The organism is Streptomyces sp. NPDC027189 (genome assembly GCF_055566975.1).
Genome location: NZ_JBVHRI010000010.1, coordinates 297,776 through 319,450, shown reverse-complemented (window position 1 = coordinate 319,450; position 21,675 = coordinate 297,776). Strand labels below are relative to the sequence as shown.

Annotated in this window: 18 protein-coding genes, 1 tRNA gene and 2 pseudogenes; 12 read left to right on the top strand and 9 right to left on the bottom strand. The window is 68.7% G+C overall.

Translation table 11 applies throughout. The annotated features are described in order from the left end of the window. The coding region (locus ACZ4RZ_RS25385) for a 2'-5' RNA ligase family protein (RefSeq protein ID WP_467747804.1) at positions 1-421 on the top strand (421 nt) is incomplete at its 5' end. Between the two features lie 285 nt (positions 422-706). Continuing rightward, positions 707-1,345 (top strand): DUF6308 family protein, encoded by a 639-nt coding sequence (locus ACZ4RZ_RS25380; RefSeq protein WP_467747802.1) that lies wholly within the window; start codon positions 707-709, stop codon positions 1,343-1,345. A gap of 209 nt (positions 1,346-1,554) precedes the next feature. On the opposite strand, the gene ACZ4RZ_RS25375 is transcribed toward ACZ4RZ_RS25380, so the two are convergent. The 3 genes from ACZ4RZ_RS25375 to ACZ4RZ_RS25365 all read right to left on the bottom strand — a co-directional run bounded on the left by ACZ4RZ_RS25375 (position 1,555) and on the right by ACZ4RZ_RS25365 (position 5,673). Further along, entirely contained in the window at positions 1,555-2,523 is a 969-nt protein-coding gene (locus tag ACZ4RZ_RS25375; RefSeq protein WP_467747800.1) for a glycosyltransferase family 2 protein, read from the bottom strand. A gap of 201 nt (positions 2,524-2,724) precedes the next feature. Continuing rightward, positions 2,725-3,075 carry a hypothetical protein gene (locus ACZ4RZ_RS25370; protein WP_467747799.1) on the bottom strand — a complete coding sequence of 117 codons (351 nt, stop codon included), beginning with the start codon at positions 3,073-3,075 and terminating at the stop codon, positions 2,725-2,727. A gap of 201 nt (positions 3,076-3,276) precedes the next feature. Continuing rightward, positions 3,277-5,673 (bottom strand): glycosyltransferase, encoded by a 2,397-nt coding sequence (locus ACZ4RZ_RS25365; protein ID WP_467747833.1) that lies wholly within the window; start codon positions 5,671-5,673, stop codon positions 3,277-3,279. 303 nt (positions 5,674-5,976) lie between these two features. On the opposite strand from ACZ4RZ_RS25365, the pseudogene ACZ4RZ_RS25360 reads away from it, so the two are divergent. Further along, positions 5,977-6,249 (top strand): annotated as a pseudogene (locus ACZ4RZ_RS25360) (integrase core domain-containing protein); the annotation flags it as partial. Between the two features lie 508 nt (positions 6,250-6,757). Here the strand turns inward: ACZ4RZ_RS25360 and ACZ4RZ_RS25355 are convergent. Both ACZ4RZ_RS25355 and ACZ4RZ_RS25350 read right to left on the bottom strand, forming a co-directional pair. Next, complete coding sequence (locus ACZ4RZ_RS25355) at positions 6,758-6,961, bottom strand: hypothetical protein (RefSeq protein ID WP_467747797.1); 204 nt, start codon at positions 6,959-6,961, stop codon at positions 6,758-6,760. A gap of 196 nt (positions 6,962-7,157) precedes the next feature. Continuing rightward, entirely contained in the window at positions 7,158-7,328 is a 171-nt protein-coding gene (locus ACZ4RZ_RS25350; RefSeq protein ID WP_467747795.1) for a hypothetical protein, read from the bottom strand. A 2,311-nt stretch (positions 7,329-9,639) separates the two neighbouring features. On the opposite strand from ACZ4RZ_RS25350, the gene ACZ4RZ_RS25345 reads away from it, so the two are divergent. Next, entirely contained in the window at positions 9,640-9,909 is a 270-nt protein-coding gene (locus ACZ4RZ_RS25345) for a GntR family transcriptional regulator (RefSeq protein ID WP_467747793.1), read from the top strand. A gap of 24 nt (positions 9,910-9,933) precedes the next feature. On the opposite strand, the gene ACZ4RZ_RS25340 is transcribed toward ACZ4RZ_RS25345, so the two are convergent. After that, the gene (locus tag ACZ4RZ_RS25340) at positions 9,934-10,221 is read right to left on the bottom strand and encodes an integrase core domain-containing protein (RefSeq protein WP_467747831.1); all 288 of its coding nucleotides are present in this window, start codon (positions 10,219-10,221) and stop codon (positions 9,934-9,936) included. A gap of 22 nt (positions 10,222-10,243) precedes the next feature. Between ACZ4RZ_RS25340 and ACZ4RZ_RS25335 the strand changes: the two genes are divergently transcribed. Then, positions 10,244-10,702 (top strand): hypothetical protein, encoded by a 459-nt coding sequence (locus tag ACZ4RZ_RS25335; RefSeq protein WP_467747835.1) that lies wholly within the window; start codon positions 10,244-10,246, stop codon positions 10,700-10,702. On the opposite strand, the gene ACZ4RZ_RS25330 is transcribed toward ACZ4RZ_RS25335, so the two are convergent. Then, positions 10,667-10,751, bottom strand: a tRNA-Leu gene (locus ACZ4RZ_RS25330). The genes ACZ4RZ_RS25335 and ACZ4RZ_RS25330 overlap by 36 nt on opposite strands. Before the next feature lie 316 nt (positions 10,752-11,067). Here ACZ4RZ_RS25330 and ACZ4RZ_RS25325 point away from each other — a divergent pair. After that, a pseudogene (locus ACZ4RZ_RS25325) lies at positions 11,068-11,534 on the top strand (DUF2254 family protein); the annotation flags it as partial. A gap of 60 nt (positions 11,535-11,594) precedes the next feature. Here ACZ4RZ_RS25325 and ACZ4RZ_RS25320 read toward each other — a convergent pair. Continuing rightward, the gene (locus ACZ4RZ_RS25320) at positions 11,595-11,954 is read right to left on the bottom strand and encodes an ANTAR domain-containing response regulator (protein ID WP_467747791.1); all 360 of its coding nucleotides are present in this window, start codon (positions 11,952-11,954) and stop codon (positions 11,595-11,597) included. A 414-nt stretch (positions 11,955-12,368) separates the two neighbouring features. Between ACZ4RZ_RS25320 and ACZ4RZ_RS25315 the strand changes: the two genes are divergently transcribed. From ACZ4RZ_RS25315 to ACZ4RZ_RS25290, 6 genes are read left to right on the top strand one after another with little or no spacing between them, the layout of a single operon-like run. Then, a complete protein-coding gene (locus ACZ4RZ_RS25315; RefSeq protein ID WP_467747790.1) occupies positions 12,369-14,831 on the top strand; it encodes a glycosyltransferase in 2,463 nt (820 codons plus the stop codon). Next, a complete protein-coding gene (locus ACZ4RZ_RS25310) occupies positions 14,828-16,357 on the top strand; it encodes an ArnT family glycosyltransferase (protein WP_467747788.1) in 1,530 nt (509 codons plus the stop codon). The genes ACZ4RZ_RS25315 and ACZ4RZ_RS25310 overlap by 4 nt, the downstream gene beginning before the upstream one ends. Next, a complete protein-coding gene (locus ACZ4RZ_RS25305) occupies positions 16,354-17,619 on the top strand; it encodes an alkaline phosphatase family protein (protein WP_467747786.1) in 1,266 nt (421 codons plus the stop codon). The genes ACZ4RZ_RS25310 and ACZ4RZ_RS25305 overlap by 4 nt, the downstream gene beginning before the upstream one ends. Beyond that, positions 17,616-18,605 carry a hypothetical protein gene (locus ACZ4RZ_RS25300; RefSeq protein ID WP_467747784.1) on the top strand — a complete coding sequence of 330 codons (990 nt, stop codon included), beginning with the start codon at positions 17,616-17,618 and terminating at the stop codon, positions 18,603-18,605. Before ACZ4RZ_RS25305 ends, ACZ4RZ_RS25300 begins: the two co-directional genes overlap by 4 nt. Beyond that, positions 18,602-19,735: an endo-1,3-alpha-glucanase family glycosylhydrolase gene (locus ACZ4RZ_RS25295; protein ID WP_467747782.1), complete on the top strand. Its 1,134-nt coding sequence runs from the start codon at positions 18,602-18,604 to the stop codon at positions 19,733-19,735. Before ACZ4RZ_RS25300 ends, ACZ4RZ_RS25295 begins: the two co-directional genes overlap by 4 nt. After that, entirely contained in the window at positions 19,732-21,225 is a 1,494-nt protein-coding gene (locus ACZ4RZ_RS25290; RefSeq protein WP_467747781.1) for a metallophosphoesterase family protein, read from the top strand. The genes ACZ4RZ_RS25295 and ACZ4RZ_RS25290 overlap by 4 nt, the downstream gene beginning before the upstream one ends. On the opposite strand, the gene ACZ4RZ_RS25285 is transcribed toward ACZ4RZ_RS25290, so the two are convergent. Continuing rightward, positions 21,215-21,667, bottom strand: a complete 453-nt coding sequence (locus ACZ4RZ_RS25285) for a MarR family winged helix-turn-helix transcriptional regulator (protein WP_467747779.1) — start codon at positions 21,665-21,667, stop codon at positions 21,215-21,217. The two genes, ACZ4RZ_RS25290 and ACZ4RZ_RS25285, sit on opposite strands and share 11 nt — an antisense overlap. Between the last annotated feature and the right edge of the window lie 8 nt (positions 21,668-21,675).

Here is a 21,675-nt window from a genome sequence, read left to right as displayed (position 1 = left end):
GGCCGAGACGCCGGTCTTCACCGCCCGGCTGGACGGGGTGCGCACCTTCCGGCACAAGGCGTACTTCACCGTGTGGCTCGACCCGACGGCGGCCGGCAAGGCGCCGTGGGCGGACCTGCACCGCGTACTGCGGCAGCGGTTCCCGCGCTGTCGTGGGCCCGCCAAGAACTTCGCCCCACATCTGTCTCTGGGCCGGACCCGGGATCCGCGGCGGGTCACCGCCGACTGCGCCACCCGGCTCGACGCCATGACGGCGACAGTCTGGGAACTCGTCCTGCTCTCACGCAGGGGCGACGGGCCGATGCGGCCACGGGCGACGGTCGCCCTGCGCACGGGAACAGTCCGCCGGCTGCCCGCGCCAGACCCCGAAGCGCCGGGCCCGGAGGACACGGCCTGGCTCTCCGAGATCACCGACAGGTGAGGCACATAGACGGGTGAGGCAAAGCGCCGCCGGGGATTCAGGTCGCATGGGCGGAGTGTCCGAGCCGCCACTGACGAGCATGCCGTGCTCGCGGCTGCTCCTCACCAGGCCGGGCTCGCCGCGCAGTTGGCCCTATCGCTGAGCCGCCGTAGTCGCTGTCAGGCACGCACGAGGTCCCAGCCGGTGTACCGTGCACCGCGCGCATCGCCAGCAGCAGGGTGACTTGGGGGCTTCACGGTGATCGGACTGAGGATCCCAGAGATTTATTGGGACGACGAGAAGGCAGTGCGCCCACTGGTCGAGTACTTCACTCGCCGCCGCTCGAGCGGCGACCTCTTCTACTCGGGCGCGCACTTCGAGCGCCTGGGCGGTGGCGGGGACGCCGAGCACTCCGCGAACCGCTTCGACAGCAACGACTTGGTCGCTATCACCATGCTTGGAGTCTCACTCAAGCCCCATGGGGCGATCAACTTGCTGACCGACCCCGACGGGCAGTGGGCGCGCCTGCTGTCACTGATCCCTCGCGACGCCCGGCTGGAAGATCCGGCAAGCGATCCACTCATGGCGAAGGGTGGGCCTGCGTGGGAGCTGTGGGAACGCCTGGCCGACAGAACAACGAACCAGCAGAAGAAGCCTGACGGCAGCGGCCCGGTCATCGCGGGCAAGCTCCTGGCCCGCAAGCGGCCCCACCTGGTCCCGGTCTACGACATCCGCGTCAAGCAACTTTTCGAGCGCCCGAAGACGGATCACTCCTTCTGGGCGGCGCTGACAGCAGCACTGCGGGCCGACAACGGCGCCCTCCGCGATCAGTTGATCCGTCTGCGTCACAAGGCTGGTATCGGCGAGGACATCGGGATCCTGCGCGTCTTCGACGTCATCGCCTGGATACATCAAGGACAACGGCGTCAGACCTCGACGAGCTGAACCGTAGGGCCGTCCGGTCTCGGGCGGCGGACCCGTGGGACCGGTGAACTACGGCCGTCAGGGCGTCGGGCGCGCACCGCTTCAACACCGATCTTCACTCAGGCATATCCACGGTAAGGCCAGACACGCGGCCCTCAACCGCGCGTACGAAGGCGAACTGGCTGCCCGGCAGGACGCGGGTGCGGGGAAGCGCCGCTCCCCGCACCACGTCACACGGCGGATGCCGTCGGCGCCTCTTCCCTTCCCTGACTGGGCGGGTTGGCGGTTCCGCTGTGAGCGGCCAGCGCCTTCTCCATGCGCCGGATGTGGTAGTACTGCACCCGCGTGGTCCTCTGCAGTGCCATGACCGCGGCGAGGAACTGGTCCATCTCGGCAGCCCGGGTCAGGATGTCGTCGGGCACGTTCTCGTCCCGCAGGCAGGCTTCCGCGTCCTGGCTCAGCACGGCGTGTGCCCAGCCGCGGGTGATCGGCTTGAACAGGTCTGGGTGGTTGGCCACGATCCGGGCCCGGATGGCCAGGTCGTTCTCGGCGGCTTCCAGGTGCAGTCCGGTGTCCTTGTTGCGCGCCCCGAACAGCGGCTCATGGATGTGGTACGCATCGAAGCCGTGCTCGGCACAGCCGAGCCAGAAGTCCCAGTCCTCTCCGGCCCGCATGTTCTCGTCGTACCCGCCCACGGTCTGCCACGCCTCACGGCGGTACAGCGAGCAGTAGAACATGATCAGTCGCTGGAGCAGCAGTTCTCTGCTGTAAGCGGGGAGAGGCATCACCTGTGGGGGCAGATCGTCGTCGGTGAAGGTGAACACGTCGGTTGAGGCGATGGCGACCTCGGGATCGCTGTCGAGCACCGCGACGGTCTTCTCCAGCATCGTGGGCGCGATCATGTCATCGGCGTCCAGGGGAAGGATGTAGCGGCCGGCGGCTGCCTCGATTCCGGTGTTGCGTGCGGCGGAGACCCCGGCATTGGCCTGTTGGAGCAATCTGATGCCCCTGTCGGGGTGCCGGGCGATCAGGCCCTCGGTCACCTCGACCGTGTTGTCGGTGCTGCCGTCGTCGACGATGACCAATTCCCAGTCCTCGAACGTCTGGGCAAGGACGCTGGACACTGCCTCGGGCAGATAGCGGGCGTAGTTGTGGCACGGGATGACCACCGAAACCACGGGATCGGATCTCTGGGGCATGCGCCATCTTTCGCTTCGGAACGGGAACGGGAAGGGACAGGGCGGGGCAGGACGGGAGCGGGCCGAAGAGGCTCCAGCGATAACGGGTGGGCAGGATTCCGTGTTGCCGGGTCCCGGCGGCCCCCCTCGGGCCCTGTTGGATGGCCGTGTCGCAGTAGACCCGCCGGATCACCCACTCGTGGTGGAGCGCCGTCGACGCTCCTAGTCCTTGAAGGGGTACAGGTGCCCGTAGTGTCCGTAGTCGCAGAACGTGATGTTGCCGATGGGCGTGCAGCAGTGGTGGTAGCCGGTGATGGTGATGTTGCCGATGGGCGTGCAGCAGTGGTGGTAGTCGGTGATGGTGATGTTGCCGATGGGCGTGCAGCAGTGGCCGTAGTCGGTGATGGTCATGTTGCCGATGGGCGTGCAGGGGTACTCGGACCCGGAGGTGACGGCGACGCCGCCTATCGCCTGCTCCGGGTGCCCGTATGTCGCCGACGTGGCGAGCGAGTCCGAAGCGAGGGCTGCGGCATAGGCCGCCTCTGCGCCGTTCAGCAGTCCGGCGGTTGCCATTGCGGCGGGAAGGGCCAGCGAGGATATGACACGGGCTTTCACGGTGGGGCCTCTCTTTCGAGGGGGGAGCTGCCCTGCAAGGCCGGTACGTTCCGCGACCGGGGCAGTGGCGCCACCGTAAGATTTGCTTACTTTCCGTGTCAAAATGATTACTCCAAGTGCTGGAGTCGTCGGCCAGGACGGTGCACCCGGCCGCGTCGGTCAGGACGGGGACATGGCCCCGACGCCCGCCGGGTCCGGGACGTGGAGCGGATGCAGCACTTCGAGGTCGGGCAGGGCCCAGCAGGTGGTGCCCATGTCCCGGGCCATCGCGGCCAGGCCCTCGGTCTCGATGAGGTGCTGGTACGGGAAGCACGGGAAGGCCAGGCCGTCACGGTGGAGGTCGGCGCGAACCAGCAGTGCCGTGCCACCCACGGAGTCGACGCGGACCAGCCCCTGTCCGCGCAACTCCTCGAGGTAGGTCCGGCCGAACCCTTTGGGGGGCTGCAGGATGCCGTCGCGAAGCCATTGGGACCAGTTGAGCGTGCTGGCCCTGCGGTGAAGGACGAACGTGTTGAGGTCGTACGTGGGTCCGCCCGCCGTGGTGGCACAGTGCGGGACGACGATGTCCTTGCGCGCTCCGAGGAGACGCTGGATCAGGTCGGCCGGATAGTCGGTGACGTCGACGTCGAGCCACAGCACCCACTCCTCGTCGGCAAGGGCCCGGGAGAGCAGATGGTTGCGAGCTCTGGCCAGCACCGACCGGCGTCGGCGCTGAACGCCCGGCTCCCAACGGGGGCCCTCCAACTGCAGGCCGAAGTCGCGGTGCACCAGGGTGACCCGCCGGTACTCCGGCTCAAGGCCGGGCAGGACCTGTTGGAGCAGTTCTCGTGTCGTGTCCCTGCTGTCGCCCTCCAGCAGGCCCAGGGAGATCGCCTCGCGCGGGTAGTCCAGGGCGCGAAGGCTCTCCAGATAGCGGGGCAGGAATGCGGCCGCGTCCTTGACGGGGGTGAGCACCAGCACCCGTGGCCGCTCGCTTGCCGGGCCCGGGGCCGGCTCTACGGCCGTCTGCGGTCCTTGGGCGCAGGCCAGGGCGGCTGCGGGGCCCGTCTCGGCGTGGGCGATGTCCTTCGGCTCGATCGGCATCCGGGTCGCCATGGCCTGCAATCGCTCGGCGTAGGCGCCGGGTTCGGCCCAGATCTCGGTCGCCACGTCGAAGTGCTCCGCGAAATGGGACTCGTCGAACGTATTGCTGCCGTGACACACATAGGTGTACAGCTCGGGCGCGTCGACCGACACCACCCGGCAGCTGCGAACCACCCCTTCCGCCACCGGCGTGTCCTCGCCCCGACGCAGTGCCGGGTAGCGCGGCAGCCGATCCTTGGCGCACACCAACGACCCCTCCCAGACGCGCGCGCAGGAGATCGCGAGCTTGCGCCGAGCGGGCCACCACAGCCGTTCACGGGCGAGGAAGCAGGCGTCGACTCCCAGCGCAAGAATCGCAGCCATCTGTGTCTCGACCCGCTCCGGGTCATACAGGTCGTCGTCGTCCCACTGGCATACGTAGGGCCCGGTCGCCCGGTCCACCGCCTCGTTGCGCAGCTCGCCCAACGGCCGCCCTTCCGGGGGGAGTCGGTGATGGCGGATCCGCGGGTCGCCCTGCTCGCGGATGTGTCGTTCGAGGGCGTCGTCCGTACCGTCCTCGACGACGACCAGTTCCAGGTTCGGGTAGGTCTGCGCACGGAAGCACCTGATCGCGCGACGGGCCGTCGACGAGCGATCCTTGGTCACCATCAGGCATGACACCGTCGGCGCGGGCGCGCCCGAGGCCCAGCGGCGGCGCTGCGCGTCAAGGCTGAGCATGCCGTCGGCGAGGGGGTGCAGCTCCTGGCTCGCCCAGAACGGGAACCGCTTGCCGACGGAGGTCCGTGGGCCCACGGGGGTGCCTGCCACCCAGCTGCCGGACCAGTGGTGCACGGCGCAGGCACGTTCGTAGTCGGCATTCTGAGGGCCGAACAGTTCTGCCGCGTACGGGCTCACCTCGGGGTAGAGGACCTCCGAACCGAGGACCGTGATCGAGGCAGGATCCGGGACGCTGTCGACCGCTCTGGTGAGGAAGAAAGGGCCTGTGGCGTCCAGCGCACTGGGCGACTTGTGGGAGCCTACCAACTGTTGGTGCACGTGTGCCCAGAAGGGGTGGCCCTGCCGTGACGCGATGAACGCGTTGCCGACGATGCGGCCGAATCCGCGCTGGCGGGCCAGCAGTAGCCGTGTGTGCGCCTCCGGTTCGCAGCCGAGGACGAGTTCGTGCCCGTCCAGGATGTCGTCGACGGGGCTGAGGCACTCGAAGTCCAGATCGACGTAGAGCCCGCCGAAATGGTCGAGCAGGAAATAGCGAATTGCGTCGGCCCGCATGATCGCTTCTGGATAGCCATCGTAGACGGGCAGGAACCACGGATAGTGCTCCTGGAGGAATGCGCGATTGTCCGCGTCGGTCCACAAACGGTACCCCCAGCCAGGATGGCTCCGACGCCAAGAGTCGGCCCACGCCTCCCATTCCGGGGGTACATCGGTGTCTTTCCAGGTTTGGTGGATCAAGGCAGGAATCTTCTGCTGCATCCGCATTGGGACAGTATGCCGATTCGCTGGGACGAGGGGTTTTCCGGTGGACTGGTCGTCAGAACAATCACCCGCGCGGCCCTCAGCATGGTGCCTCTTCCCGACCGCGCGACGAGGCCGCGGGCTCCGGACCCCGCACGACGATCAGCCGGGGGCTCCTTCGTTCCCACCAACGCGCCGGCCAACCCAGGGAAGCCCGCTGACGCCCGCAGAGACACTGCCGACAGCAGCACCCTTTGACTACTCCGGGCTCAAGACCTGCCCGGACCAACATCACGTGCGCGGAGTTCTGTTCTCTGGGGGCGCATGAACTCGATCATGGAGCGGTGGGTACTCAGCCTGCGCCGCGAACTCCTCGACCGCACCCTCATCTGGGGCAAGCGCCACCTCCGCCACGCGCTGCGCAAGTACGAGTCGCACTACAACGAGCACCGGACCCACCGATCACCGCAGGCAGCCGCCCCACTGTGCGCACTCCCCGACCCGATCACCGACCCAGGACAAATCGTCCGCCTCGACATACGCCGACATGACCGCCTCAACGGCACTCTCCACGAGTACCAACACGCTGTTTGACCAGCACGGACGGCCCTTTCGGCACGCACACCGCTCTAAAGGCCCTGGGCATCACGATCGCCTACGAAAACGCGACGAGGACCGCGACCGTAAGGTCGAGGCCCTCGCTTCCGTATCGTTACGGCGAGTTGCGAGTGTCCGAGGGGGGAGTTGACCACTGACGATACGGCCGTGATCGCACAAGGACGGCTCGAGCTGCAAGATCAGCCGATCCCGCAGCGCCAGGAGACCAAACCCAAGTTCACCACCCTCACACGGATCTTGAGCATGCAGACAACAGGGCCAGATTCCTGATTCGGGATTGCAACTCGAAGGTTCACGGCCGCCTTCGACGCCCTGGCCGACCCCGGCCCGAAGCTCGCAACCACCGCCATCCAGGTACCTCGGATGAACTCCACCATGGAGCGCTGGATACATACCTGCGGGCGTGAACCCCTGGACGCACCTTGATCTGAAACCAGAGTCACCGGATCCCGCGCGCTCAGCGAGTTCGAGACCCTCGACAACGTCATCGCCCGCACCGAACCCTGTGGGTGACGCCCTGGGAGGCATCCGAGGGCGGCGCAGGCGCGATCTGGTCGCCGTCCGGGTGGGCGTAGGCGACGACGATGTGCTGCAGGTAGCGGAAGCCAGCGGTGCGCGCGGCCGCGATCAGGGCTCCGAGGGGGCGGTGAGGCGGCCGGAGCCCGGCGCTGCCGGGGGCGCCGGGCATGTTCAGCAGCGCGTCGACCGCTCCCCGCAGACACGACTCGGCGCCGCCGGCCGCTCCAGCCCCGCGTCGGCCAGGACCCGGCGCGCATCCCACATCAACTCCAACGCTCGTGTCCCGGCCCCACCCCGGTCCGTCAGAGCCTGGCAAGCACTTCGTCGACCTCGGCATGCTCTTGCCGGCCAGCGGCGCCACCTCGTCACTCACCCCGCACACCGGAGACGCGCACCACCACGGCCTGGGACCGCTTCCCGGACAACGCCGGGCTCATGCCCACCGCGGCCGTCAGCAGACGGCCGTGCGCGGCGGCGGAGCCGACGCGTAGGGACAGATGGCCGCCCGATCCCCGAGGCCGCTGCGCCGTCCACACCCCCGTCCCTCCATCCTTCTATTCGTATTCGGGGTGGGGCAGAGCGGCTGCAGAGGGGATGTCAGCCCCCCGACCAAGCTCGAAACCCATGGCTGACCAGCGGAAACACTGCCCCTCCCAGAAGGGCTCGTGCAAGAGACGTTGCACGAGATGATGCAGGAGTAGCCGCAGGAGAAGGCGCAAGAGATGTTGCGGGACAGCGGCACGGTGTCCACTTGAGCGAGACGTCGGGAGCATAAACCACCGCACCATCGGAGGATGTCGTCCCACGCGGAGGCACTCACCCAGCCTCCAGATGTCGTCATAGTGCGGGACAGGGAATTCACTGCGCCGATGCGTCGGGCATACAAGACCGATCGGCCTCTCGGGCTGCAGGCTTCCCCCGACGACTGTTGAGCGGCTTTTCTGGCGGCCACCACCCCGGCCTCCAAGTTCCCTGCCATAGCGCCCGTACCAGACCGTCCCTGGGCCAGGAGGGGCTCGGCCACAAAGCCGGTGAGGAACTTTCCCACCCTGGTCAGGACTTCGGCGCGGTCATCCGGCCCATAGCGATGAACTCGTCGACAGCAACATCGAAAGCCCGGACGTGGCTGCGCGGTCCGGTGCAGCTGAGGGCTCGTGAGATCTCGGGCGGGCCGAGGCTGAGAGCGTCGCGCTCCCCTACGTGCACAAACTCCCCACCAGGTCATCAGTGGCGGAACAAGGCTTTGGCGTTCGGGGTGAACTGATCGGCCGCAATCACACCACACCGGATCCCCACCCCGAAACTGCTGTGTCCCAGTCTCGAAGGCTACGGCCTGGACGTGGGGAGCGCGCATATGCACCATGCCGTCAGCTCACCCGGCATCCCCGACCAGACTGACGGCCACCAGCCCCGACCACGATTCACGATCCGGCAACATGCCGACATGCCTGCCGTGGTCGGGCCGACCACGCGTCGCGATCCCGCCATGCGTGTGGTGCGCAGCCCGATTGCGCATCCGCGGGCGGTGGTGCGCAACGGGGCTGCGCAATCGGTCGCGGATCCTGCGCAGTCGGATTGGAACGCACGGAGGCGCATTCCAATCCCTGACGCCTGTCCTCCGCTATGCAGAACCGCGGGTGGCGATGCGCAGCTCCCGCCGGCGTGGGGTGCGTCCGTCTGCGCAGGCAGTGCGCGCGGGCGCGGCGAGCGCAGTCGAGCGCGCCAGACGTCGCTCTGCCGCCCCCCCATTACCCCCGAAGGGGTTCGCTCCGGCTGTGTTGAGTCCGGTCGGCGTCCAGGCCATGGTCGGGTCCGTGGTCGGGCCGACCCGCCCGACCACAGACCCGACCATGGCCTGCGTGCCCCATCGTGACCGGGGTCCGGCCCGCGTGGTCGGTCAAGCCCCGCCGGGGACCAAGTTGTTCGGGGAGAACCCGGCCAGCTTTGCCCCGTGAGCCTCCCAGGAAGCAACGAAGCCGGTTGATGCCTACGAATCTCGCAGGGCACCTACGGGGGGCTTCTGCGCGTTTTGAGGACTGGTCGAGTTGCTACGCGCCTTCGCCGCCTCCACTCCCTCACTGCGCGTCAGGGAGCGACCGTTTCAGTGCCCGGCTCAATACCCCAGCGGCAGTTCCCGAGAGCGGTTCGTCCGGCAGTCCTAGCCGCTGGCCACGAGACTCCGCCACGTCTAGCGCGTCGCGGAGGCATTCAGCCGTACGCCGCAGCATGTACATGCCCTCATCAGCGGTCAGAGTCGCATCCAGCATGGGGCACACCAGCGCCAACACTGCTGTGCCTACCTCTAATTGCTGTGCCTCGATGGCGTCTGCGAACAGCGAGAGCGGACCGTCCGGGTTGTTCGCAGGGATGTACGCGGGCTTGCCTTCCGGCCCGTTGAACGGGAGGCGTCGAAGGTGGGTCATGCGGTCACCGCCGGGACGTAGTCCTGCCCCATGACTGCCAGTACTGCCGCGCGCCGCCTCTCCCGCTGGCGCCGCCTTTCTTGCGCCTGTTCGTGTGCCACCAGGTACGGCCGGACCAGCGGCAGGGAATCCGCCTCGATGACATCCGCCGGACGCTGGCAGCGCGGAGCGGGAAGGGGTCGGACCGGCGCCGTCGGCACGGTTTCCGCCCAGCGCTTTCCACGGACGGTCCGTAGGGCGCTGAGAATCAGCGCCAGTACGCTTCGCATTGTCGTTCGCTCCTTTTCAGCGTTCGGCCACGCCCCGGGGGTGTTCGCCGCACCCGCCGGGGTCTTCCTGTGTGCGCATGGTATCGCCTTGTATCGCTACGTCTCTAGACGTATCTCAAAGTGCCGCCACGAAGGAGTACGCCTAGCTTCGAGCTATGGCCATTGATCCGGATGCGGAGATTGATCACGGCGCCCCGCTCACGCCGTACCGGCAGCTCGCCGAGATTCTGCGTGCGCGTATCCGGCGCGGAGATTGGGCCCCAGGCCGCGCGATCGCTTCTGAGACTCAGCTGGTGCAGCAATACGGGCTTGCACGCAGCATGGTACGGCGGGCCATCGCTGTCCTGGTGGAGTCCGGGGAGGTCTTCACAGTGCCCCAGCGCGGTACCTACGTGGCGGAAAAGCCCAGTTCAGAGACTATGTAGTCCACTCCTGCAAAGGTGTAGCGTCTACTCTTTGTCGCTCGAAAAGTCGTCGCCGCAGGTCACGCGGCGGATCTGTACTCGTTGATGAGGCCGCCGAGGATCCGAGTGCGCTTGAGTTTGTTGGGGCCCCGTGTCTATCGCGGCGGGCTGCTCCTGGGCATCGGGTCGTAGCTGGTTGCGCGCCTGGTGGGGCCGGTGCTCGTTGTGGTGCCTCTGGTAGGCCGCAAGCACCTGTCGGGCATGCGCCTCTCCCATGATGAGGACGCGGTCGAGAACCTCGCGGCGGATGACACGCTCGCAGTGTGCGTTCATCCGAGGAGCCCGCGGTGCACTCTTGATCACGTCCAGTTCCTCGGCCTTGAAGACCGCGTCGAACACCTCGTCGCACTTGCCGTCCCGGTCGCGCAGCAGGAAATGCGAGCGGCGTCTCGCCCACTACCAGGCCGCGCTCGAAGCCGGAGCCGACCCAGCCGTCGTCACCCAATGGATCAACGAGGCACATCGAGACAAAGAAGCGGTACAGAAGAAGCTCGACGCGCTGCCCGCTGCCACCCGGAACACAGAGCAACAGCTCACCGCCGACCAGATCCGATCAATCACTGAGAGGCTCGGCGATATGGCACAGCACATCCACGCTGTTGACGCCAACGAGAAGGGCCCACTCTACGAAGCCCTGGGCATCACCATCAGCTACGAACACGCAACGAGGGCCTCGACCACCAGGTCGAGGCCCTCATCTGCGTATCGTCAGTGGTTGTGTCCGAGGGGGGACTTGAACCCCCACGCCCGATAAAGGGCACTAGCACCTCAAGCTAGCGCGTCTGCCATTCCGCCACCCGGACTAGGTGTCTGCCGCCTGGCCGGGGGTGTTCCCCGCGGCGACATGGACAACAATACCAAGGTTTCGGAGTGCCTTTCACCTGCGTATCCGGGTCGCCAGAGCGGATGCGCGGGACGACGTAGGGGTACACCTAGGGTCTCACCATAGGTGACTGGCCGGCTACGGGGAGCTTGCGGGGAGGGCGACGGCCCAGGGCATTGTCACCGTGGCGGGAGCATCTTCGGGACACGTTCTGGTTCGCGCCCACCGCGGCGATGATGCGGGGCTTCGTGGTGTGGGCGGTGGCGTCGCAGGTCGACACCGAGATCGTGGAGGGCACCGTCTCCGTCGGCGTCGAGCGCACCTTCCACCAGGACTTCGGGTTCGGGCTACGGCAGCTGGCCGGCATCGGGCTCCGCGCGCTGTCGCCCGCCGTGAACGACCCGACCACCGCCGTACAGGCTATTGCCCGCATCGTGCAGTTACTGGCCTCCGTCTCCGGCCGGCCGCTCGACACCTCGCTGCACCACGATCGGCGCGGGCAGGTGCGACTGGCCCAGCGCGTGCCGGGCTGGGCCGAGCTGGTCGATCTCGGATTCACCGAGCTCCGGGGCTGCGCGGCGGGCCGTCCCCAGGTCACGCGGCGCATGCTCGCCGGGCTCGACGATCTTGCTGCTGGTGGCTCCGGCGGACCGGCGCGAGCCACCAATGCGCCAGCGAGCTGCTGGCACAGGCCGTGGAGCGCACGGCCCCCGAGGCGGCGGACCTCGCCTTCGCCCTGCGACCCGACCGGCAGGGCATCGGAAGCCGCCTGACAGCCAGTCGGAGGTGCTCCCAGCCCTGGGCCCCGCGTCGCGGGCCGCCCTCACATCAGCGGATACACCCCACCCGTCCCGGACCCCTTGGCGAAGTCCGCCGCCACCGCCCGTACCTTGCGGTGCTGTTCGCGGGATAGGGCGACGAGCATCTGGAAGGCGGTCGCCTCGTCGCAGCCGCGGCGGGCCATGAGGATGCCCTTGGCGCGTTCGATCAGCGCGCGGCCCTCGATGGCCTCCTTGAGCTGGCGGTTCTCGGTTCTCAGCGCCTCCAGGTCGTCGATCATTGCCAGGACCGCACGCATGGCGTCCATCAGGGTGACCGTGTGGTCCCGCGCGGAGAAAGGCGGCGCGCCCCCGGGCGCACCGGTGGGGGCCTCCGGTATGGATGCTGTTTCGTCGGAAGGCATGCGGCCCATGGTTGTCGCGGAACCGTGGCTTCAGCAGGGTCTCCATGAAGAATGCGGAGACTTTCACCCCCATGTAATAGATGCGTAGATCTGACTACGTCTGACCGGGGCAGGTGGGACGGCGAGTGACTCATGGGGCATTCGGGGACCAACTACGGTTAACAGTAGGCTAATTACCCTCGGATTCGAGCCGACTGCTGGGCGAACCATCCACGCCCGCTGCTAGCCTCTGGCTTCCGCTCCTGACCGTGGAGCCAGGTACGTCCCGTACCTCTGGCACGTCCTGTACCTCCCCGCGCCGCGTCGAGACCGTACGCCGCGAGGGTCACCGCTCACTTCTCCGCCCGTGCCCTCGGGCGGTTTCGGTGTCCGTCGCACTGTACCGCCGGCGGGCACGCGTACAGGGGGGACTCCATGGCGCACGTCATCAATTCCCGTACGGATGCCCGCGAGGGGGACCGTCCGGAACATCCCGGTGTCCAAGATCTCGGCGGCGGTGCGCACGGCGACGGTGCCGCGCCCCGGCTGACCGTCCTGGTGCCCACACGCAATGAGCAGGAGAGCGTTCCGCTGCTCCTCGACCGGCTCTCACCCGCGGTCGCGCCGCTCGGCGCGGAGATCCTCTTCGTGGACGACAGTGACGACGGCACGGTCGAGGAGCTCTCCGCCCTCGCGCCCGGCAGCCGTGTCCCGATCCGATTGCTGCACCGCCCGCCGGGTCTGCGCGGAGGGGGTCTGTCGGGTGCGGTGGTGGCCGGCACCCGCGTCGCACGCGGCGACTGGGTCCTCGTCATGGACGGGGATCTGCAGCATCCGCCGGGAGCCGCGGCGCTGCTGGCCAGGACGGCGATGCGGGAGGGCGTCGACATCGCTGTCGGCACCCGGTACGCCGGGAACGGCCAGTCCGAGGGGCTTGCGGGCGCCGGTCGGCAGGCGACCTCGTCGACCGCGACACGCCTGGTCAAGGCGGCGTTCCCGCGTCGGCTCGCCACCGTCAGCGATCCGCTCAGCGGCCTGTTCGCCTTCCGCAAGGACGCGATCGACTCCGACCGGCTGCAGCCCGTCGGCTTCAAGATCCTCCTGGAGATCCTGGTACGGCACCCGGCGGCCCGGGTCGCCGAGGTCGCGTACACCTTCGCGCCCCGCGAGGCGGGCCACTCCAAGGCCTCCCTCCGGGAAGGAATCGCCTTCGTACGCCATGTCGGGCGGCTGCGCCGCGGAGTGGCGGGCGGACAGCGGCAGCTGCTGCGGATGACGGCGTTCGGAGCGGTCGGGCTGTCCGGGGTCTCGGTGAACACGGCCGCACTGTGGCTCTTCTTCGATCTGCTCGGCGTCCATCACCTGGTCGGCGCGGCCCTGGCCACGCAGTTCTCGACCGCCTGGAATTTCGTCCTCACCGACGCCGCCGTATATCGCGGAGGGCAGCGGAAAGGCACCTGGTACGGGCGAGCGGGCCGGTTCTTCGCGATGAACAACCTGCTGCTCGTCGCCCGTCTGCCGCTGCTGCAGTGGCTGGTGCTCGCGGGCATGGGCGTGCTGACCGCCAACGCCCTCACGCTCGTCCTCCTCTTCGTCCTCCGCTTCCTGATCAGCGACCGCATGATCTACCGGGGCGGCGAGACGAAGGTCCGACAGCGTGATCCCGTACGGATGTTGGTGGACCCGGACCCTTATCCGAACGCGGAGAGCGCTGAAGTGCCCAGCCGCAAGCGTTCCGTCTACCTGCCCTATCGGTACGACGTCGCAGGCACTGTCACCATCGGCTCCCAAATCCGGCTGCCCGAGCTGGAGTTCTTCCGCGCCCAGTGGATCCCGGACGCGGAGGTCGACATCGCGGTGCGCGTCGGTGACGTCGGCCGGCGCAGGCCGCGGCGGCGGGCCGCGCTGACGGAGGACCGCGGCGAGTCGGCGGCGCTGCGCTACGAGGAGCACCTGGGCCGGTTCGGCGCCAACTTCCGCGTACGGCTGGGTCCGCCGATCACGGTAGAGGTCGGTCCGCTGCTCGCGCGCTCCCCGCATGTCGTCTACACGAACGTAGTCGAGGCACTGCTGCGATTCGTGCTGATCTCACGCGGCAGGATGCTGCTGCACTCGGCCTGTGTCGAGCTCGACGGGCACGGCGTGATGTTGTCCGCGCTGACCGACACCGGCAAGACCGCGACCGTACTGCGGCTGCTGCGCGAGCACGGCGGGCGGTTCCTGTCGGACGACATGACCGTGGTGGACCCCACCGGGCGGGCGGTCTGCTTCCCGAAGCCGCTCACCATCAGTGCGCACACCCTGCGCGCCGTTCACGCCGAGGATCTGACCAAGAAGGAGTGGCGCCGGCTCAACCTCCAGTCGCGGCTGCACTCCAAGGGCGGCCGGTCGATCGCGCTGATGCTGGCCCGCTTCAACCTGCCGATCATGGGCATCAACGCGATCACCCAGATCCTGGTGCCGCCGCCGAAGTACAGCGTCGACCGGCTCGTGCCCTGCCGACTCGGGTCGAGCGTAGAGGTGAAGGACCTCTTCGTCATCGAACGCGGTGCGCCGTCGTTGTACGACCTCGATTCTGCCGAGGCGTTGGAGCGGATGCTGGTCAACACCGAGGACGCGTACGGTTTTCCGCCGTACCGCTATCTCGCGCCGGCGCTGCGCATCGACGGTCTCGATCACGCCGAACTGCGTGCCCGTGAGCGGGAGATACTCGCCGGGTTTCTCTCCGGCGTCCGCACTCGCGTCCTCGCGTCGGACTGCTTCGGCTGGGCGGACGAGATCCCTCGGCTGCTGGCCGGGGAGCGGAAAACCGCGCAGGTACCCGGTGAGCGGCCCAACGGGCAGGTGCAGGTCGACGCGTGGCCTCGCTGGGGACTGCTGCCCGGCGCCGCCGCATGACCGAACGGTCCGTGCTCCCCTCGGGAGCGCCCCGCACCACCCCGGCGCCGGCCCCCTCCAGCGCCGGGGCCTCCCTGCGCCGCGCGGCACCGCTGACCGCGGTGCTGCTCGTCGCGGCGTTTCTGCGTCTGTACCGGCTGACGGACACCGGGTTCAACAGTGACGAGGCGGTGTACGCGGGCACGTCGGCCTCGCTTGCCGGGGACGACCAACTCGGTTTGCTCTTCCCGGTGTTCAGGGCGCATCCCGTGCTCTTCCAGTCGCTGATGTCGATGGCGCTGCGGGTGCACGAGAGTGACTGGGCGGCGCGCGCGGTGCCGGCGCTGCTGGGCGTGGTGACGGTCGCGATGACGTACGGGCTGGGCCGCAGACTGTACGGACGGCGGGCCGCGCTCGTCGCCGCGCTGCTGCTCGCTGTCATGCCGTACCACGTCGTGGTGAGCCGCCAGGTGCTGCTCGACGCGCCGATGACGCTGTGCGCGACCGGTGCGCTGTATTGCGTCGTGCGGTACGCCGAATCGCCCGCGCAACGCTGGCTGCTGGCCGCGGGCGGCATGCTCGGGCTCACCGTGCTCGCCAAGGAGACGTCGATCGTCTTCCTGGGTTCGCTGTACGCCTTCTTCGCGCTGACCCCGGCCGTGCGCACGCGCTGGCGCCATCTGCTGCCCGCGCTGACGGCGATCGTGGTGGTGGCGGTGGCGCATCCGCTGTCGCAGGCGGTCGCCGGGCACTCGAAGGCGGGCGGGAACTATCTGCTGTGGCAGATGTTCCGGCACGCCAACCACCCCTACTACTTCTATGCGCGCGAAGTTCCCTGGGCAGTGGGCCCGTTGGTGGTCGTGGTCGCCGTCGCCGGGCTGGTGTGGCTACGGCGGGAGAACACCTGGCGGGAACGGCTGCTGGTGTGCTGGGTGGCCGTGCCCGCGCTGTTCTTCACGGTCTGGCCGGTGAAGGGCTTTCAGTATCTGCTGCCCGCCGCGCCCGTCATCGCGGTGCTGGCCGGACGTACGCTCACCTCGTTCCCGCGGGTCGTGCGCGCACAGCGAGTCGCCGCCGCTGCCGCCGTCTGCCTGGTGGTCGTCTCGCTCGCCGTTCCGTCCTGGTTGCGGACCGCGCCGCAGACCGGCACCCGGTTTCTGGCCGGGACCGGCGGGCTGCCGGGCGGACGCGAGGCAGGGCTGTGGGTGCGTACGAACGCGCCCGAGGGTGCGCGGCTGCTGGCCATCGGCCCTTCGATGGCGAACGTGGTGCAGTACTACGGGCTGCGGCCCGTCTCCGCACTCTCCGTCTCACCCGATCCGGCACGCCGCAACCCCAGCTACCGGGCCGTCGAGAACCCCGACCGCGCCCTGCGGGACGGCCGCTTCCAGTACCTGGTCTGGGACGCGTACACCGCTCGCCGTACGCCCTTCTTCACCGCCAAGTTCCAAGAGCTGGTGGGGCGTTACCACGGGGATGAGGTGTTCACGGCGCGGAACGCGGACGGGGTGCGGGTCGTGATCGTCTACCGGGTGAGGGCGTCATGAAGGTCCTGTTGCTCGCGCTGGTCCTGCTGCTGCTCGCGGGCAGCGGAACGGCATCGGCCTCAACTCCCCATACCAGCACGCCGATTGAGCACTTCGTCTACCTCATGCAGGGCGACCGCACCTTCGACCACTACTTCGGTACGTATCCGGGAGCCGAGGGTCTGCCCGCGCGGGCCCGCCAGGCGATCAACCCTAAGCATCCGGACGACGGACTGGTGGCGCCCTATCCGCTGCACGACGCAACGCCCATGTCGCCGGGAGCGGGGCCCCGTCTGGTCCAACAGCAGTACAACGGGGGACGGATGGACTCCTTCGTCGCCGCCTTCGGGCGGCAGGGCCGGGACGGGCGGATGGCGATGGGCCACTACGACCGACGGGACCTGCCCTTCTACTGGGACGCGGCGGACCGCTATGAACTCTTCGATCACTACTTCGCCTCCTCGCTCGACGGTACCCGCGCCAACCGCGCACACTGGGTGACCGGTGGCCCCGACCTCGACGGGCCGACCGTCTTCGACCGGCTCGAAGAGGCGGGCGTCAGCTGGAAGTTCTACGTCCAGAACTACGATCCGAAGAAGACCTACCGCACCACCTCCCCCACCGACCCGGCCACCCAGACCGTGCGTGTGCCACTCCTGGACATCCCGCGCTTCGTCGACGATCCGAAGCTCAACTCCCACATCACCGATCTCAGCGAGTACTACCGGGACCTGGAGCGCGGCACGCTGCCCGCGGTCGCGTACATCGCGTCCTCGGGCGCCGGCGAGCGGTCCGCGCGATCGATCCCGGCGGGTCAGCGGCTGGTGCGGGAGCTCACCTCGCAGTTGATGGTCAGTCGGTACTGGCGCTCCTCGGCGCTGCTGTGGTCCTACGACGGGTCGGGCGGCTGGTACGACCATGTGAAGCCTCCCGCCGGACGCGGTCTGCGGGTGCCCGCACTGCTGGTCAGCCCGTACACAGCGCGCGGCAAGGTGCAGCACAGCCAGTTCGAGGCGGCGAGCGCACTGCGGTTCGTGGAGGACAACTGGGGACTGCGCAAACTCGGCGGGCGGACGGACGACGTACGGAGCCTGGCCGACGCGTTCGACTTCGGCTCGCCACCTCGGCGTGCCGAACTCATCCCGGACGACGCGCGCGAAGCCGCCCTTCCCGTCGCGCACCGGCCTTCGCCCGTGCCCGTGTACGCGGTGTACGGCGGGGCCGCGGCCGTGGTGGCACTGCTGCTGTGGGGGGCGGTGCGGCCCAAATGGCGTACGTCATGAGGTGGTTGACGCTCGCAGTGGTCGTCATTCTGAGCTGCTGTCTGCTGTCGACGCCCGCGTTCGCGGCGAGCACGGTCACCGTCACTGTGCGCACCGCGCCTCAACTGGCGGGCGTCCGCTTTGCGTTCGACGGCCGGACGGCCGTCACCGGCGCGGACGGGACGGCCCGTTTCACCGGTGCGCACGACTTCGGCGGGCACACCCTGGCGGTCGACGACCGTGAACTGGTCTCTTCCGATCGGAAGTTCAGCTTCGCACGGTGGGCCGGGCAGCGGGATCCCGACCAGGCGTTCCTGCGCACGGTGGACGGGCTGCCGCTGCGGGCGGACTACACGGTGACGGCGGGGTTCACGGCGCGCTTCCGGGTGACGCTGCGCTGCGTCGACCAGGACGGGAAGGCGGTACCCCGCGCGCTGGTGCCGAACGTGAGCGTACGCAGTGACACGGGGCGTACGCAGCGGCTCCCGGTGGGCCGGCCGGTCTGGCTGGACGGGCTGCGGCCCGTGTACCGCAAGAGCGTGCTGACCTCGCAGCGGGTCGGATACGTACTGCTGTCGGCCGACGCGTACGGCACCAACGCCGTCGACGCAGGACGTCAGCGGTTCCGTCCCGCCGAGGACCGGGAGATCACCTTCACGACGCCCTTCCACGATCTGACGGTCTCGGCGCGGGACGCCGTGTTCGGTTCGGCAGCGGGGAGCACCGCGCGGGTGACGCTGCCCGACGGGACCGTACGCGCCGTACCCTTCGGCGGCGACCGGACGGCGACGCTGCGGGATCTGCCGCACGGTCAGTACGAGGTGGAGGTGACCGGCGGCGACGGGCTGCGGGCCGCGCAGCAGATCCGGTTGTCGCGGACGCAGTCGGTGCAGGTGCGGGTGGTCAGCCGGGCCGATCTCGCCCTGGCCGGTGGAGTGTTGGCGACGGTTGCGCTCGGACTGCTGCTCACGGGGCGCAGGCTGCGCAAACGGCGGGGTGCGGTGTGAGACGAGTGGCGTCGGCGGTGGTCCTGGCCCTGGTGATGGCCGGGCTGCTGGCGACGCCCGCGCCCGCGGCGCACCACCGGGCGCCGCCGCCCACTATCGCGCCACCGCACCGGACGCCGGTCCTGGCGTACTACTACCAGTGGTTCCAGCGCTCCTCGTGGCAGCGTGCGAAGACCGACTACCCGCGCCTGGGCCGGTATTCGAGCGACGACGCCTCCGTGATCCGTACGCACATCGCCTGGGCGCGGTCGGCCGGAGTCGACGGTTTCGTGGTGAGCTGGAAGTCCAGTGCCGTCAACAACCGTCGGCTGGACCTGCTGTTGACCGAGGCCCAAGCGCAGGACTTCAAGGTGGCGGTCATCTATCAGGGCCTGGACTTCCACCGCCGACCGCTGGCCACGGCACGTGTGGCAGCCGACTTCCGGCTACTGCGCGACCGTTACGCGCGGGACTCCGCCTTCTTCCGCCTCGACGGCAAGCCGCTCACCGTGCTCAGCGGAACCTGGGAGTACTCGACCGCCGACATCGCGCGGATCACCGGGCCGGTTCGGTCACGGCTGGTCGTCCTCGGCACCGAGAAGAGCCCGGCGGGCTGCCGCAGGCTGGCGCGGGTCACCGACGGGGACGCCTACTACTGGTCGTCGGTGAATCCCGACACCAACGACCGGCACGGGACGAAGCTGCGCGCCATGGCCAAGGCCGTGCACCGGGCGGATGGCTACTGGATGGCACCGTTCGCGCCCGGTTTCGACGCACGGAAGGTGGGCGGCACCAAATCGGTGCCGCGCGACGGGGGCCGGACGCTGCGTGTCGAGTACGCGGCCGCCGTGGCCTCGGGCCCGGATGTGCTCGGGCTGATCAGCTGGAACGAGTTCAGTGAGAACTCACATGTGGAGCCGTCCGTGGAGCACGGTACGCAGGCCCTCGACGTACTGCGCCGGCTGCGTGGTGCGTCCGCCTCCGCCTCGCCGTCCGTGCCACCCGTGTCCTCGGGAGCTGCCCGGCACCAACACCTCGGCTACTGGCCGGGGTTGCTACGGATCGTGGGATGCGCGGCACTGCTGGTGGGCGCGGTGGCGGGCCTCGCCCGGCTGCGGAGGGTCAGAACAGGAAGGGAGAGAAGAACATGAGCAGAGGTATGACCGGAGGCTCGACCAGAGGTCTCCGCATCAGGAGGACACGTCACGCCGTGCTCGCCCTCGCGCTGGGGGTGGGTGCGGCGCTGTCGTTCGCGGCACCGGCGCACGCCGACCTCCCGGGCGCCGACCCGCAGTTGACGCGCGCCCCGTATCTCTCGGACGCGACGACCACCTCGGTCCAGGTCAACTGGGCGACCACGACCCAGAGCCGGGGGTTGGTCCGCTACGGTCCACTTGGCAACTGCGATGCCAGTACGGCGACTTCGGCGACCCTCGGCAGTCCGATCACCGTCGGGTCCACCCGCGAGTACGCCAACTCGGTGACGCTCACGGGGCTGAGCGCGAGCACCGGCTTCTGCTATCGCGTCTACACCGGCTCCGGAACCGACCTGCTCGGCTCCCTGGCTACCCCGAGCTTCACCACACCCGATTCGGCGTCCTCGGCCGAGCCCTTCACCTTCGCGGTACTCGGCGACACCGGCGAAACCACGAACAGCGGCGTCGATGACGGCTCGGTCAACGTGAACCAGGCGAACGTGATGAGCCTGATCGGGTCGAGCGGCGCGCGCTTCGTCATGCAGACCGGCGACAACACCCACCCGGGCACCTCCCAGACGCAGTACGGCGACCTCAACCAGACCGGCCCCGACGTGAGTTCCTGGTTCGGCCTGTCCTACTGGGCCCAGCCCGGCATGCGCATCCCGCTCCTCGGCACGGTCGGCAACCACAGCATGACGGCCACCTATCTGTCGGTGTGGAAGCAGTCGGCTCTGACGGCCGCGTCGAGCGGCGTGTTCGCGATGGTCGACTATCCGTCGTACCTCGGCTCGACCGCGATCAGCTATCCGACGACGTACTACGCCTTCACGACCGGCGGTGTCCGCTTCTACGTCCTCGACACGGCGTGGGGGAACTCCAACACCGCTTCCGCGACGGGTGGTTCGTGCGGTTCGCACTGCGCGATCTACGAGCAGGACGCGCACGCCCACTGGCAGAACGGGTCCGCCCAGTACGAGTGGCTGAAGGCCGACCTCGCCGCGCATCCGACCGGGCCCAAGTTCGCGTTCTTCCACTTCCCGCTGCGCTCCGACAGCGCGAGCGAGCCGAGCGACACCTTCCTCGCGGACGTCGAGCAGACACTCCTGGACGGCGGCGTCGACCTCGTCTTCAACGGCCACTCGCACCTCTATCAGCGCAACACCGCCGGCGCGAGACGGATCGCCTCGTACGTCACCGGAGGCGGCGGCGCCGATGTGCACTCCGTCGGCGAGAACGGCTGCTCACCCACTGACGCGTACGGGATCGGCTGGTCCTACAGCCGAAACCGCGGCTCGGCCTGTGGTTCCGCGGCCGCTCCGACGGACGACGCGCAGGTCTACCACTTCCTGAAGGTGACGGTGGACGGCACCTCGGTGACGGTCGCGCCCACCAACTCCCTGGGGCAGACCTTCGACGTGCAGACCTACACGGTCACTCCGTGACCCGCTGCTCCTCCACCACCAGAATCTGCAGGGCGCGCACGAGCGTGGCGGCCGCTTCCTCGTCCAGCGGGGTGAGGAAGCGGCGCTCCATGTCCCGGCGCGCCCGCTCGGCGCGGAGCAGACAGTCCCGGCCCGCGGTGGTCAGCTCCACGATGTTCTTGCGCCGGTCCTGGGGGCTACGGCGGCGCTCGACCAGGCCGTGGTCCTCGAGGCCGTCGACGAGCGCCACCATCGTTGTGCGGTCCACGCCGAGCCTTCCGGCCACCTCGACCTGCGACAACGGGTCCTCGGCGGCGAGCACCGCCAGTACCGCGAGTTCGTGCCCGTCGATCCCGAAGGGCGCCAGCGCCTCGGCGGAGGCCCTGGCCAGCCGCTGCTGCGCGTGCTTGAGGAGGTAGCCGAGCCGTGATTCAAGGGGGGCAGGAGGTTGCTCAACGGTCATACCCAGGA

Bases quoted from the DNA above. Each gene is read 5' to 3' on its own strand.
- ACZ4RZ_RS25305 (WP_467747786.1), top strand. From the start codon at position 16,354: ATGAAGGTCCTGTTGCTCGCGCTGGTCCTGCTGCTGCTCGCGGGCAGC.
- ACZ4RZ_RS25290 (WP_467747781.1), top strand. From the start codon at position 19,732: ATGAGCAGAGGTATGACCGGAGGCTCGACCAGAGGTCTCCGCATCAGG.
- ACZ4RZ_RS25310 (WP_467747788.1), top strand. From the start codon at position 14,828: ATGACCGAACGGTCCGTGCTCCCCTCGGGAGCGCCCCGCACCACCCCG.
- ACZ4RZ_RS25345 (WP_467747793.1), top strand. From the start codon at position 9,640: ATGGCCATTGATCCGGATGCGGAGATTGATCACGGCGCCCCGCTCACG.
- ACZ4RZ_RS25320 (WP_467747791.1), bottom strand. From the start codon at position 11,954: ATGCCTTCCGACGAAACAGCATCCATACCGGAGGCCCCCACCGGTGCG.
- ACZ4RZ_RS25340 (WP_467747831.1), bottom strand. From the start codon at position 10,221: ATGAACGCACACTGCGAGCGTGTCATCCGCCGCGAGGTTCTCGACCGC.
- ACZ4RZ_RS25355 (WP_467747797.1), bottom strand. From the start codon at position 6,961: ATGCCCGGCGCCCCCGGCAGCGCCGGGCTCCGGCCGCCTCACCGCCCC.
- ACZ4RZ_RS25300 (WP_467747784.1), top strand. From the start codon at position 17,616: ATGAGGTGGTTGACGCTCGCAGTGGTCGTCATTCTGAGCTGCTGTCTG.
- ACZ4RZ_RS25375 (WP_467747800.1), bottom strand. From the start codon at position 2,523: ATGCCCCAGAGATCCGATCCCGTGGTTTCGGTGGTCATCCCGTGCCAC.
- ACZ4RZ_RS25315 (WP_467747790.1), top strand. From the start codon at position 12,369: ATGGCGCACGTCATCAATTCCCGTACGGATGCCCGCGAGGGGGACCGT.
- ACZ4RZ_RS25370 (WP_467747799.1), bottom strand. From the start codon at position 3,075: ATGGCAACCGCCGGACTGCTGAACGGCGCAGAGGCGGCCTATGCCGCA.
- ACZ4RZ_RS25285 (WP_467747779.1), bottom strand. From the start codon at position 21,667: ATGACCGTTGAGCAACCTCCTGCCCCCCTTGAATCACGGCTCGGCTAC.
- ACZ4RZ_RS25365 (WP_467747833.1), bottom strand. From the start codon at position 5,673: ATGCAGCAGAAGATTCCTGCCTTGATCCACCAAACCTGGAAAGACACC.